The sequence below is a fragment of the Paragemmobacter ruber genome, assembly GCF_009908315.1.
GTDB lineage: Bacteria > Pseudomonadota > Alphaproteobacteria > Rhodobacterales > Rhodobacteraceae > Paragemmobacter > Paragemmobacter ruber.
On sequence record NZ_JAAATW010000004.1, the window covers coordinates 292,226 to 304,457 of the forward strand.

Annotated in this window: 13 protein-coding genes; 6 read left to right on the top strand and 7 right to left on the bottom strand. The window is 65.5% G+C overall.

Features of this window, described 5'->3' with window-relative positions; genetic code table 11:
* Positions 1-52: 52 nt before the first annotated feature.
* On the bottom strand, positions 53-931 hold the full coding sequence (locus GU920_RS17420; RefSeq protein ID WP_161768383.1) for a 3-hydroxybutyryl-CoA dehydrogenase: 879 nt from the start codon (positions 929-931) through the stop codon (positions 53-55).
* A 170-nt stretch (positions 932-1,101) separates the two neighbouring features.
* On the opposite strand from GU920_RS17420, the gene GU920_RS17425 reads away from it, so the two are divergent.
* Positions 1,102-1,947 (top strand): DUF6473 family protein, encoded by an 846-nt coding sequence (locus tag GU920_RS17425; protein WP_161768384.1) that lies wholly within the window; start codon positions 1,102-1,104, stop codon positions 1,945-1,947.
* 36 nt (positions 1,948-1,983) lie between these two features.
* On the opposite strand, the gene GU920_RS17430 is transcribed toward GU920_RS17425, so the two are convergent.
* From GU920_RS17430 to GU920_RS17455, 6 genes are all read right to left on the bottom strand, one after another.
* Complete coding sequence (locus GU920_RS17430) at positions 1,984-2,907, bottom strand: electron transfer flavoprotein subunit alpha/FixB family protein (protein WP_161768385.1); 924 nt, start codon at positions 2,905-2,907, stop codon at positions 1,984-1,986.
* A 1-nt stretch (position 2,908) separates the two neighbouring features.
* Complete coding sequence (locus GU920_RS17435) at positions 2,909-3,670, bottom strand: electron transfer flavoprotein subunit beta/FixA family protein (protein WP_161768386.1); 762 nt, start codon at positions 3,668-3,670, stop codon at positions 2,909-2,911.
* Between the two features lie 151 nt (positions 3,671-3,821).
* Positions 3,822-4,400: a cob(I)yrinic acid a,c-diamide adenosyltransferase gene (locus GU920_RS17440; protein ID WP_161768421.1), complete on the bottom strand. Its 579-nt coding sequence runs from the start codon at positions 4,398-4,400 to the stop codon at positions 3,822-3,824.
* Between the two features lie 2 nt (positions 4,401-4,402).
* Entirely contained in the window at positions 4,403-4,606 is a 204-nt protein-coding gene (locus tag GU920_RS17445; protein WP_161768387.1) for a twin transmembrane helix small protein, read from the bottom strand.
* Positions 4,607-4,712: 106 nt separating this feature from the next.
* A complete protein-coding gene (locus GU920_RS17450; protein ID WP_161768388.1) occupies positions 4,713-5,537 on the bottom strand; it encodes an SDR family NAD(P)-dependent oxidoreductase in 825 nt (274 codons plus the stop codon).
* 81 nt (positions 5,538-5,618) lie between these two features.
* The gene (locus tag GU920_RS17455) at positions 5,619-6,164 is read right to left on the bottom strand and encodes an SH3 domain-containing protein (RefSeq protein ID WP_161768389.1); all 546 of its coding nucleotides are present in this window, start codon (positions 6,162-6,164) and stop codon (positions 5,619-5,621) included.
* 168 nt (positions 6,165-6,332) lie between these two features.
* Here GU920_RS17455 and GU920_RS17460 point away from each other — a divergent pair, with 168 nt between their 5' ends.
* The 5 genes from GU920_RS17460 to GU920_RS17480 form a co-directional block, all read left to right on the top strand.
* Complete coding sequence (locus GU920_RS17460; RefSeq protein WP_161768390.1) at positions 6,333-8,636, top strand: DNA topoisomerase IV subunit A; 2,304 nt, start codon at positions 6,333-6,335, stop codon at positions 8,634-8,636.
* Positions 8,637-8,657: 21 nt separating this feature from the next.
* A complete protein-coding gene (locus GU920_RS17465) occupies positions 8,658-9,854 on the top strand; it encodes a DUF898 family protein (RefSeq protein WP_161768391.1) in 1,197 nt (398 codons plus the stop codon).
* Positions 9,854-10,933, top strand: a complete 1,080-nt coding sequence (locus GU920_RS17470) for a M48 family metallopeptidase (RefSeq protein ID WP_161768392.1) — start codon at positions 9,854-9,856, stop codon at positions 10,931-10,933. Before GU920_RS17465 ends, GU920_RS17470 begins: the two co-directional genes overlap by 1 nt.
* A gap of 379 nt (positions 10,934-11,312) precedes the next feature.
* Positions 11,313-11,897, top strand: a complete 585-nt coding sequence (locus GU920_RS17475) for a hypothetical protein (protein ID WP_161768393.1) — start codon at positions 11,313-11,315, stop codon at positions 11,895-11,897.
* A gap of 154 nt (positions 11,898-12,051) precedes the next feature.
* A partial coding sequence (locus GU920_RS17480) for a GTP-binding protein (RefSeq protein WP_235933369.1) occupies positions 12,052-12,232 on the top strand: 181 nt, incomplete at its 3' end.

A 12,232-nucleotide genomic window follows, 5' to 3' on the forward strand; every position in this document is an offset into this window, starting at 1 on the left:
ACGATTTTCCTACGAAAAATCAGGGGCCTTTGCGCCGCGTCATCCCGCCATGTCAGCGGGTGGGGACCGGGGTTTCACCCCGGTAGTCATAAAAGCCCCTCTGCGTCTTGCGACCCAGCCAGCCGGCCTCGACATATTTCGTGAGCAGTGGGCAGGGGCGGTACTTGGTATCGGCCAGACCGTCGTGCAGCACGTTCATGATCGCAAGGCAGGTGTCCAGACCGATGAAATCGGCCAGTTCGAGGGGCCCCATCGGGTGGTTCGCGCCAAGCTTGAGGGATTCGTCGATGGAGCGGACGGAGCCTACGCCTTCATAGAGCGTATAGACCGCCTCGTTGATCATCGGCATCAGGATGCGGTTGACGATGAAGGCGGGGAAATCCTCGGCGCTGGCGGCGGTCTTGCCGAGTTTGCGGACGACATCATGCAGGCTGTCCCACGTCTCCTGATCGGTGGCGATGCCGCGGATCAGTTCCACCAGCTGCATCACGGGCACGGGGTTCATGAAGTGGAAGCCCATGAACTTTTCCGGCCGGTCGGTGCGGCTGGCCAGCCGGGTGATGGAGATGGAGGAGGTGTTGGAGGTGAGGATGGTGTGGGGTTTGAGGTGGGGCAGCAGATCCTCGAAGATCGCCTGCTTGACCGTTTCGCGTTCTGTCGCGGCCTCAATGATCAGGTCGGTGGGGCCGAGATCGGCAAGGCGCAGCGTGGTGCGGATGCGGGCCATGGCGGCGGCCTTGTCTTCGGCGCTGACCTTGCCGCGGGCGACCTGGCGTTCGATGTTGCGGTCGATCGTCGCAAGCGCGCGGTCGAGGCTTTCCTGCGCGATATCGTTGAGAAGCACGTCATAGCCTGCCAAGGCAAAGACATGGGCGATGCCGTTGCCCATCTGGCCTGCGCCCACGATTCCGACGCTGCGGATCTCTGCCATGGTGATGCTCCTTCTGTCCGGGGCGACCTTATGCATCCGGGTGGGATCGGCGCAAGATGCGGCGGGTGGCGCGGGATACGGAAAGATTGCGGCGAATTGCGACTTTAGCCCTTTGTTCATCTTTGGCGGCCAGTCTTACCGACGGGTGTTCTGATTGTTGGGGGTGTGTGATGGCCTATGTCTATCCGGGCGAGGAGTCGCTGGATTATTTGCCGTGCCGTTATGGGCGGTCGCGGCTGATGTTTCGTGGGCCGCGGCGTGATGTCAGCGGGCGCTATGCCGTGGTTCTGGGCGGGATCGAGGCCTATGGCCGCTACATCCCCCGGCCCTATCCGGTGTTGGTGGAGGCGGCGCTGGGGCTGCCGGTGGTCAATCTGGGTTGTCCCAATGCGGGACCGGACGCCTGGCTTGGTGATCCGGCGGTGATGGAGGTGGTTGGGCGGGCGGCCGCTGTGGTGGTGCAGGTGCCGGGGGCGGCGGATCTGACCAACCGGCTGTATGCGGTGCATCCGCGCCGGAATGACCGGTTCCTGCGTGCCTCGCCCCTGTTGCAGACGATCTATCGCGGGGTGGATTTCACCGATTTCAGCTTTACCCGGCATCTGCTGCAATCGCTGCATGCGGCGGGGGAGGCGCGGTTTGCGCTGGTGGCTGAGGAGTTGCGGACGGCATGGATGGCGCGGATGGGGGCGCTCTTGTCGCAGGTGCCGGGGCGCAAGGTGCTGTTGTGGATGGCGGATCACGCGCCGGGGCCGCGCCGGGATGTGCCGCTGGGGGAGCCGGTGCTGGTGGATGCGGCGATGCTGGAGACGGCGGGCGCACAGGCGGATGCGGTGGTCTGCGCAGTGACAAGCGCGCGGGCGCGGGCGCAGGGCGTGGCGGGCATGGTGTTTCCGGCGATGGCGGAGCCTGCGGCGCGGGGATTGCCGGGTGTGACCGCGCATGAGGAGGTGGCGGCGGCGCTGCTGCCGGTGCTGGGCGAGATGCTGCGGGATGGAAAAAAGGGCGCGGCCTGAGCCGCGCCCCCCATCAATCTGCGATCCTGCGACGGATCAGAGCTTTTCGATCATCTCCGGCACGGCGTTGAAGAGGTCGGCCACGAGGCCGTAATCGGCGACCTGGAAGATCGGGGCCTCTTCATCCTTGTTGATGGCGACGATGACCTTGCTGTCCTTCATGCCGGCCAGATGCTGGATCGCGCCGGAAATGCCCACGGCGACGTAGAGCGTGGGGGCGACGACCTTGCCGGTCTGGCCCACCTGCCAGTCGTTCGGGGCGTAGCCCGAGTCCACCGCAGCGCGCGAGGCACCGACGGCGGCGCCGAGCTTGTCGGCCAGTTTCTCGATCAGCGCGAAGTCCGACTGCGAGCCCACGCCACGGCCGCCCGAGACGACGATGCCGGCGGAGGTAAGTTCGGGGCGGTCCGACGCGGCGACCTTGTCTTCCACCCATTTCGACAGCGAGGCGTCGGCGGTGGCGGAGACCTTCTCAACCGCGGCGCTGCCCGAGGTGGCGGCGGCGTTGAAAGAGGCGGTGCGGACGGTCAGCACCTTTTTGGCATCCGACGATTTCACCGTCTGGATCGCGTTGCCCGCGTAGATGGGGCGTTCGAACGTGTCGGCATCCACCACGGCGGTGACGTCAGAGATCACCATCACGTCGAGAAGGGCCGCCGCACGGGGCAGGACGTTCTTGGAAAACGCGGTCGCGGCGGCGGCGATGTGGCTGTAGCCGCCCGCGAGTGAGACGATCAGCGCGGCGGTGGCTTCGGCCATGCCGTGATCATAGGCCGCGTCATCGGCGTGCAGCACCTTGGCGGCGCCATCAAGCTTGGCTGCCTCGGCCGCGGCAGCGGCGGAGGTGCCGGCGACGAGGATGTGCACCTCGCCCAAGCCTTTCACGGCGGAGAGCGCCTTGGCGACGGCGTCGGTGGCAAGCGCGCCATCATTCACATCGGCGAGAAGGAGAACGGCCATGTCAGATCACCCCTGCTTCGTCTTTGAGTTTCGCGATAAGTTCGTCGATGGAGCCGACCTTGACGCCGGCCTTGCGGCCTGCGGGTTCCACGGTCTTGACGACCGACAGGCGCGGCGCGACGTCCACGCCGTAATCGGCGGGCGTCTTGGCGGCGAGCGGCTTGGCCTTGGCCTTCATGATGTTCGGCAGCGAGGCGTAGCGCGGTTCGTTCAGGCGCAGGTCCACGGTGACGATGGCCGGCATCTTCACGGCGATGGTCTGCAGGCCGCCATCTACTTCGCGGGTCACTTTCGCGGTGTCGCCTTCGATGGCGAGTTCGGAGGCGAAGGTCGCCTGCGACCAGCCGAGGAGCGCCGACAGCATCTGGCCGGTGGCGTTCATGTCGTTGTCGATGGCCTGCTTGCCGCAGAGGACGAGGCCGGGGGCCTCTTCCTTGACCACGCCTGCGAGCAGTTTCGCCACGGCGAGGGGTTCGATGTCGGTGTGCACATCGGCGGTGGCTTCGATCAGAATGGCGCGGTCAGCGCCCATGGCGAGCGCGGTGCGCAGCGTTTCCTGCGCCTGCTTCACGCCGATGGAGACGACGACGACCTCCGTAGCGATGCCCTTTTCCTTCAGGCGGATCGCCTCTTCCACGGCGATTTCGTCGAAGGGGTTCATCGACATCTTGACGTTGGCGAGATCGACGCCGGAACCGTCCGCCTTGACGCGGACCTTCACGTTGTAGTCGATCACACGTTTGACGGGCACGAGGACCTTCATCGCGTATCTCCTTTTGCCGGTCCGCGGGGGGCGGACCTATCCCAAGCTCTTGCAGCGTAAGTAGACCGTCCGCTGGCGTGGGAACAGACCAAATACGACAGCAAAGCGCGTCGGGACGTCGCGTTTTCTGGTCTGGGCGGTTTTGGGGGCCTCAGCCTTCGCGGGTCAGGCCGGGCACCCAGAGGACGTCATCCTTGCCGTCGTTGTTGGCGATGCGGCCTGCCACGAAGAACCAGTCCGACAGGCGGTTGAGGTATTTCACAGCCTCGGGGTTGACCGATTCCATCGTCGCCAGTTCCACCGTGAGCCGTTCGGCGCGGCGGCAGATGGTGCGGCAGAGGTGCAGTTGCGCGGCAAGGGGCGATCCGCCGGGCAGGATGAAGCTGCGCAGGGGTTGCAGGCGGGTGTTCATCGCGTCGATCTCGCGCTCCAGCCGGAGGACCTGCGCCTCTTGCACGCGGAGGGGGGTGTAGGGGAGCGTGGCGTCAAGGTGCATGTCGGGGGTGCAGAGATCGGCGCCCAGATCGAAGAGATCGTTCGAGATGCGGGCGAGGGCCTTGTCCATCTCGGGGTCGGCATGCAGGCGGGCGAGGCCGACGGTGGCGTTGGTTTCATCCACGGTGCCATAGGCCGAGACGCGGGTGGCGTGCTTGGCCACGCGGGCGCCGTTGCCGAGGGCGGTTTCACCGGCGTCGCCGGTCTTGGTGTAGATTTTCGACAGGACGACCATGTTCAACCCCGTGATTGGAAATAGGCGAAGGCGACGATCAGCGCGACGGCCACGGCCTGCGCGATGATGCGGTAGCGCATGATGCGGTTGGCATGTTTGCGGTTGAAGTCACCGCCCTTGGCAAAGCCGCCGATGCCGACCATCAGGATGGCCAGCACCGCCAGCGCAGCCACGGCGGCGATGATGAAGAGCGGGTCTGACAGCATGGCATGTCCCTTCGTTGCTGGCGCCTGATGTAGCGGGGTTCGGCGGAAAGGCGAAAGGTCAATTTGGCCCGTGGGGGCGAAATGCCGCCCCCCGTCTGCGGCGCTTTCAGCCTTGGGCGATCACGCGGTCAAGAAGGCGCGTGGGCAAGAGGCGGCGGGCAAGGCCTGCGATATAGGTGGGGGTGGTGACGTAGTAGCGCGCCCGGGGGCGGGGGCTTTCCACCGCGTGGATCAGCTTGGCCGTGACGGCGGAGGCGGGCAGTTCGAAGCGGTCTTTCTTGAGTTGCGGTTTGTAGAGCCGGTCGCGCAGGGCTGCGTATTCGTCGCGGCGGGCGGAGTTTTCCCAGTCGATCCACTTTTCGAAATGCGGGATCGCGTTCTGGCGGATGCGGGTGGCGATGGGGCCGGGTTCGATCAGGATGACATCGACCCCGGTTCCTTCCATTTCCAGACGCAGGACATCGGACAGGCCTTCCAGCGCGAATTTGGTGGAGACATAGGCGCCGCGCCATTTTGCCCCGACAAGGCCGAGGACCGAGGAGCAGTTGACGATGCGGCCCTGCCCCTGGGCGCGGAAGGTGGGGATCAGGCGGCGGGTCAGGTCGTGATAGCCGAAGAGGTTTGTTTCGAATATCTCGCGCAGGGCGCCGCGGGGCAGGTCTTCCACCGCGCCGGGGCAGGCGAAGGCGCCGTTGTTGAAGAGCGCGTCAAGTTTGCCGCCGGTGCGGGAGAGGGTTTCGGCGACGGCCGTTTCGAGGCTGGATTCGCTGGCGTGGTCGAGGGGGAAGCTTTCCAGCCCTTCGCCGATCAGGCGGTCGCAATCGCCCTCTTGGCGGCAGGTGGCGAAGACGCGCCAGCCGCGCGCCTTGAGGGCGTGAGCGGCATCGTAGCCGATGCCCGAAGAGCATCCGGTGATGAGGATGGAACGCATGTGCCTGCTGCCCGGTTGATTGTTCTGCCGATTTGTCTGCGATTTAGCGGCAGGGGCGGCGATTTGGCAATGGCGGGCGGGTCAATCCGCGGCGGGAAACAGGGTAAGGGTGGAGAGCGTCGGCGCCTCGGCCGAGATGAGGCGGCGGTGAACATAGCCGTCGATCCCGTCACCTTCGATGCGGATATGCACCCAATCATCCTGTTCCGCGATCACCTGCACGATTTCGCCGCGTTCCAGACGCCCGATCACGGCGCCGTTGCGGCTGCCTGCGTCGCGGACATTTGCGGCATCGGCCGTGATGTATCGCAGGGTGACGGTGGGGTTGTTGAAATCGTTGAAGGCCGGTTCGGGGCTGGGTTCGGGTGTGGCCTCGGTCAGGCTGGCAGGCTGGATGACGGCCTGATCGGGTGCAGGGAGGATGCGCAGCGTGTCGGACGGGGTGGCGGAGGCCTGTGTCAGGGGGGCGGGCGCGTCTGCGGTGGTGGGTTCGGCGGTGGTGTCAGCCGGGGCGAGCGCGATGTCATAGGCGCCGCGCAGACCCATGCGTTCCTGGCCGCGATCTTCGCCGCCGATCAAAAGCACCAGATAGAAAGCGCCGCCGAAGAAAAGCAGATAACGAAACATCAGACACCCCTGATTCACCCACCTAATAACGGCTGCCATAGCATGGCTTTGCCTTGAGTCGGTGTGAAAATTTTGCCGTTTTCCCCCCTTCGGACCAATGTCTGATCGGCGCGGGGCGGGCTGAGGTTTCGGCTGGACCGAAGGCGCGGGGCGAATTACACAACATCCATGTCCGACACGCCCGACACCCCCAAAATCGAGCCCGTATCCTTTTCCGAGCCGCTGAGCCGTGCCATCGGAGAGCGCTATCTGACCTATGCGCTGTCCACCATCATGCACCGCGCCTTGCCCGATGCGCGGGACGGGTTGAAGCCGGTGCATCGGCGTATCCTCTATGCGATGCGGGAGTTGCGGCTGACGGCGACGGGGGGGTTCCGCAAATCGGCCAAGATTTCGGGCGATGTGATGGGGAACTATCACCCGCACGGGGATGCCGCGATATATGACGCGATGGCGCGTCTGGCGCAGGATTTCAACGTCCGTTACCCGCTCGTGGATGGGCAGGGGAATTTTGGCAATATCGACGGGGATAACCCTGCGGCGAGCCGCTATACCGAGGCGCGGCTGACGGCGATTGCCGAGACGCTGATGGAAGGGCTGGCGGAGAACGCCGTGGACTTCCGCCCGAATTACGACGGCACGCTGGAAGAACCCGTGGTGATGCCGGCGGCGTTTCCGAACCTGCTGGCCAACGGGTCGAGCGGGATCGCCGTGGGGATGGCCACGAATATCCCGCCGCACAACCTTGATGAGTTGATCGGGGCCTGCCATGCGATGCTGGGCAATCCCGGCATTTCGGATGATGAACTGGTGGCCTTCGTGCCGGGGCCGGATTTCCCGACGGGCGGGGTTCTGGTGGAACCACGCGCGAATATCCTTGAGGCCTATCGCACGGGGCGCGGGGCGTTCCGGCTGCGCGCCAAGTGGGAGGTGGAGGATCTGGGCCGGGGGACGTGGCAGATCGTGGTCACGGAAATCCCCTATCAGGTGCAGAAATCCAAGCTGATCGAAAAGCTGGCGGAACTGATCCAGACCAAGAAAGTACCGCTTCTGGCCGATGTGCGGGACGAGAGCGCCGATGACGTGCGCATCATTCTGGAACCCCGCGCGCGGACGGTGGAGGCGGATGTGCTGATGGGGGCGCTGTTCAAGAACAGCGATCTGGAGATCCGCTTCAGCCTGAACATGAACGTGCTGATCGACGGGAAGGTGCCGAAGGTCTGTTCGTTGAAAGAGGTGCTTCGGGCCTTTCTGGACCATCGCCGCGAGGTCTTGCAGCGCCGGTCGCTGCACCGGATGGAGAAGATCGACCACCGGCTGGAGGTTCTGGAAGGCTTTATCATCGCCTTCCTGAATCTGGACCGGGTGATCGACATCATCCGTTACGACGACGATCCCAAGCGCGCGCTGATGGCCGAGGACTGGTCAAAGGATCACAAGCGGGCGACGTCGGAGAAGGATTATGTCTCGCCCCCGCCGGGCGAGGGGGAACTGACGGAGCTTCAGGCCGAGTCCATCCTGAACATGCGGCTGCGGTCCTTGCGGCGGCTGGAGGAGATGGAACTGATCCGCGAGCGGGACGCGCTGATGAAGGAGCGGGCCGATCTGGCGGATTTGCTGGAAAGCGACCGGCGCCAGTGGAAGCAGGTGGGCGTGGAGTTGGAGGCGATCCGCAAGCAGTTCGGCAAGGACAGCCCGGGCGGCGCGCGGCGCACCACATTCGCCGAGATGGGCGATGTGGAGGATGTGCCCTTCGAGGCGATGATCGAGCGGGAACCCATCACGGTGATCTGTTCCAGGATGGGATGGATCCGCGCGATGAAGGGCCATGTCGCGCTGGATTCGGAGGTGAAGTTCAAGGACGGCGACGAGGGGCGGTTCATCTTCCACGCCGAGACGACAGACAAGATCCTGCTCGTCGGGTCGAACGGGCGGTTCTACACGCTGCTGGGGGCGAACCTTCCGGGCGGGCGCGGGATGGGGGAACCCGTGCGCCTGATGGTCGATCTGCCGAACGAGGCAGAGATCGTGGATCTGATGATCTTCCGTCCGGGCGAGAAGCTTCTGGTGGCATCCACGGCGGGCGACGGGTTCGTGGTGCCGTCGGATGAGGTGCTGGCCCAGACGCGGGCGGGCAAGCAGGTGCTGACGGTGCGGGACGGGGTGAAGACCGCGCTCTGCCGCCGCGTGACCGGGGATTCGGTCGCGGTGGTGGGGGATAACCGCAAGCTGTTGGTGTTCCCGCTGGCCGAACTGCCCGAGATGGCCAAGGGCAAGGGCGTGCGGCTGCAGAAATACAAGGATGGCGGTCTGTCGGATGCGGCGACATTCACGCTGGCCGATGGGCTTTCTTGGAAAGACCCGGCCGGGCGGACGCGGACCGAGGCCGACCTGACCGAGTGGCAGGGGCCGCGCGCCGGTGCGGGCAAGATGGCGCCGCGCGGATTTCCACGGGACAATAGATTCAACTGACCGTTTTAAAAGGATGATTTCATGCAGCCACCCGCCAGATCCGATTTATGGGCCGAGTATCGGGGGGATGCGGCGAAGCTGTTCCCGCTGGCCTTGGGCGTGGGTGTGCTGGGGCTGATCACGCTGGGGATCTATCGGTTCTGGGGCAAGGCGCGCATCCGGAGGCATGTCTGGGGCAAGCTGCGCGTGGGGGATGATGCGCTGGAATTCACCGGCACGGGGCTGGAGATGTTTCTGGGCTTCCTGATGGCCGTGGTGATGCTGGCGGTCTATCTGGCGGTGGTGCAGCTGATCCTGTTTTCGGTCGGGATCCGTTTCGTGTTTGATCCGCAGAACGAGATGGAGGAGCTGGCGCAGGCGGTGTCGATCCTGCTGTCCTTCGTGGCGGTGCTGCCCTTGATGATCTTTGCCGCCTATCGGTCGCGCCGTTACAAGCTGGCACGGACGCGGTTCCGGGGCATCCGGTTCGGGATGGAGAAGGCGGCATCGGGCTATGTCGTCCGGGCGCTGGGCTATCTTGTGCTGACGGTGCTGACGCTGGGGCTGCTCTGGCCGCTGATGACCTTCCGGCTGGAGGCCTACATGACCGGGCGGACTTGGTATGGCGGGGCGCGGTTCCGGCAGGGCGGAAGCTGGACGGGGCTCTATCCGGCCTATCTGCACGTGATCTGGGGCATGGTGCTGATCGGGCTGGCGGTGCTGGTGGGGATCGGCGGAAGCCCGGGTGTCGCGACGTTTCTGGTGGTGGCCGGCACGATCTGGGGGCTGATCGGGCTGGTGGTCTATCGGGTGCGGGCCTTTGCCTACCTTATGTCGCACAAGGAGATGGAAGGGGGCCTTGGCTTCTGGGCCACGCCGCGGGTGGGGGCGGTCATCTGGACCTATGTCAAGGGGGCGCTGATCGTGGCGCTTCTGGGGGGGATCGCGTCGGGCGTGATCTTTGCGCCGGTGGCTTCGCTGGCGGTGGGGATCGAGGAGGCGTCGGAACTGGTGCAACTTGAATTCGCGGTGCTGGGCGTGGTGGCCTATCTCTTGCTGCTGACGGTGTTCGGGGCCCTGTCGCTGGTGTTCATCAGCCAGCCGATCCTTGCGCATTTCGTGAACAGCGTGATGGTGACGGGCGCCGAGGCGCTGGATTCGGTGCGCCAGCGGGTGGCCGATGGCGGGGCCGATGCGGAAGGTCTGGCCGATGCGCTGGACATGGGCGGGGCGTTCTGATGCTGCCCGCGCCGGAGGACGCCATCTGGTTCGACGGGATCAGCGCGCGGCGGCAGCCGGTGGTGGTGGAGGTGTCGCCCGATCTGGCGGCGCTGCGCTTTGGCGGGCAGGTCTGGCCGGTGGCGCGGCTGCGGCGGATCGACGGCGACGGGCTGGTGCTGGCGCAGCTGGTGGATGGCGGGGACGAGTTGCCGCATGATCCGGCGCGGCTCTTGCTGGCGGAGGGCGCGCTGGCGGCCTGGGTGCGGGCGCGGGCGCCGCAGCTGGAGCGGCGCGACCTGCGGCGTGGCACGGGGGCCAAGATCGCGGGCCGGGTGGCGCTGGCGGCGGCGGCGCTGGGGTTGATCCTGTTTGTGTTCCTGCCGCGAATTTCGGACCTTTTGGCTGATCAGTTGCCGATGGAGCAGGAGGTGGCCTTCGGTCAGGCCGTGATGGGGCAGATCGAGAGCTTCCTCGGGGAGGATCGCGCCCTGACCTGCACCGCGCCCGAGGGGGTGGCGGCACTGGAGAAGATGGAGCGGCGCCTGACCGAGGGGCAGGGGCTGACCTATGACATTGAGTTGCGGGTGTTCGATCATGAGATGCTGAACGCCTTTGCCGCGCCGGGCGGGCAGGTTGTGATCCTGCGCGGGCTGCTGGACGAGGCGCAGAGCGCCGAAGAGGTGGCGGGCGTTCTGGCGCATGAGATCGGCCATGTGGAGGCGCGCGATCCCACCCGGCTGGCCTTTCGTTCGGCAGGATCGGCCGGGATCATCGCGTTGGTTCTGGGCGATGTGACGGGGGGCACGGTGATCGGGCTTTTGGGCGATCACATGCTGAGCGCGTCCTATACCCGCGAGGCAGAGGCTGCGGCGGATGCCTTTGCCTTCGATCTGTTGCAGCGGACGGGGATCGGGACGGAAGGGCTGGCCACGTTTTTTGAGCGGATCGCCGGCATGGGGATGGAGGTGCCCGAGATCCTTGCCACCCATCCCGACAGCGGCAACCGGGCCGAGGCGGCGCGCAGGGCCGCGGGGGCGGCGGCGGCGCCTGTCTTGACCGATGCGGAGTGGCAGGCGCTGCGCCGTATCTGCGGCTGAGAACCGTCCGCGACAAGCAAAACACCGTCGCGGACGCACTCGTTACAGCACACGAACGGAAGGAGGCCGCCAAGGTGCCCGTTCCATTCACAGGGCAATCTATTCCTATCTGCACGAATCGCAACTTATCGTTGTGCGACATTTGTTCATGATTTTCGGCTGTGCCAAAACTATCGCTTTGGTGCGGTAGGACGCATGGACGGCAAGCGGGATGCGGACGGGCCGGAGTTGGCGGGGCGGCTGTGAATTGGGCGGCTGTGGATTGGGCGGGAGTTGGCAGCGGGATGCGCTGCGGCATGGGCAACCGTTGCGTGGCGGCCCTGCAACGGATATCGGAAGGGGAACCGGCCCCCGGGGGCCATGACTGACGGGAGACCCCATGCCGAGCCTTCGTTGCCTTGCCCTGATCCTTGGGGTTGCCGTTCTGGCCTCCTGTGGCCGGAACGATCTGGAAGAGCCGCCGGTGCCGTTGGGCGATTTCGCGCTCGGGCTGAATATCGTGGTGGCGGACAACGTCCAGAAGGTGCCGATTTCGCGCGAGGCTTCGGTCGAGGAGTGGGAGGCGGTCATGAAGAAGGCCGTCGAGGACCGGTTCGGGCGGTATCAGGGGCCGAAGCTGTACAATATCGGCATCTCGGTCGATGGCTATGCGCTGGCGCCGCCGGGTATTCCGGTGGTGGCGGCGCCCAAGTCGGTGCTGGTGATCACGGCCAATGTCTGGGATGACGCGGCAGAACTGAAGCTGAACGAAGAGGGCAAGCAGATCACCGTGTTCGAAAGCCTGTCGGGCGAGACGGTGATCGGCACCGGCCTGACGCGGAACCGCAAGGAGCAGATGGAAGCGCTGTCCTACAACGCGGTGAAGCGGGTGGAGGAATGGTTCCTGCAGAACCCCGAATGGTTCGGCCTGCCGCCGCGCGACCCGCCGCCCGAAGGGACGGCGCGCGCCGCGGGCGACCGCTGAGCGGCGGCTGGCGCATTTGGGCGGGCGCGGTGGCGCTTTGATGCTGCCGTGCGAAAGCTGCCGTTCCCGCTTGATTTTCCCTCGAGGGCGGCTTAATTCGCCGCCCGTGTAGCACAGGGCCGTCTCCGGCCCCCCAATCCGAAGGCCCGAAGACATGGCAAAGGCAAAGTTTGAACGGACGAAACCGCACGTCAACATTGGCACGATCGGCCACGTTGACCACGGCAAGACGACGCTGACGGCGGCGATCACGAAGTATTTCGGCGAATTCCGCGCCTATGACCAGATTGACGGTGCGCCGGAAGAGCGTGCGCGCGGGATCACGATTTCGACCG

Excerpts from the sequence above, each read along its gene's own strand:
- GU920_RS17450 (WP_161768388.1), bottom strand. The coding sequence starts at position 5,537 with ATGCGTTCCATCCTCATCACCGGATGCTCTTCGGGCATCGGCTACGAT.
- GU920_RS17425 (WP_161768384.1), top strand. The coding sequence starts at position 1,102 with ATGGCCTATGTCTATCCGGGCGAGGAGTCGCTGGATTATTTGCCGTGC.
- GU920_RS17420 (WP_161768383.1), bottom strand. The coding sequence starts at position 931 with ATGGCAGAGATCCGCAGCGTCGGAATCGTGGGCGCAGGCCAGATGGGC.
- GU920_RS17475 (WP_161768393.1), top strand. The coding sequence starts at position 11,313 with ATGCCGAGCCTTCGTTGCCTTGCCCTGATCCTTGGGGTTGCCGTTCTG.
- GU920_RS17445 (WP_161768387.1), bottom strand. The coding sequence starts at position 4,606 with ATGCTGTCAGACCCGCTCTTCATCATCGCCGCCGTGGCTGCGCTGGCG.
- GU920_RS17465 (WP_161768391.1), top strand. The coding sequence starts at position 8,658 with ATGCAGCCACCCGCCAGATCCGATTTATGGGCCGAGTATCGGGGGGAT.
- GU920_RS17440 (WP_161768421.1), bottom strand. The coding sequence starts at position 4,400 with ATGGTCGTCCTGTCGAAAATCTACACCAAGACCGGCGACGCCGGTGAA.
- GU920_RS17460 (WP_161768390.1), top strand. The coding sequence starts at position 6,333 with ATGTCCGACACGCCCGACACCCCCAAAATCGAGCCCGTATCCTTTTCC.
- GU920_RS17430 (WP_161768385.1), bottom strand. The coding sequence starts at position 2,907 with ATGGCCGTTCTCCTTCTCGCCGATGTGAATGATGGCGCGCTTGCCACC.
- GU920_RS17435 (WP_161768386.1), bottom strand. The coding sequence starts at position 3,670 with ATGAAGGTCCTCGTGCCCGTCAAACGTGTGATCGACTACAACGTGAAG.
- GU920_RS17470 (WP_161768392.1), top strand. The coding sequence starts at position 9,854 with ATGCTGCCCGCGCCGGAGGACGCCATCTGGTTCGACGGGATCAGCGCG.
- GU920_RS17455 (WP_161768389.1), bottom strand. The coding sequence starts at position 6,164 with ATGTTTCGTTATCTGCTTTTCTTCGGCGGCGCTTTCTATCTGGTGCTT.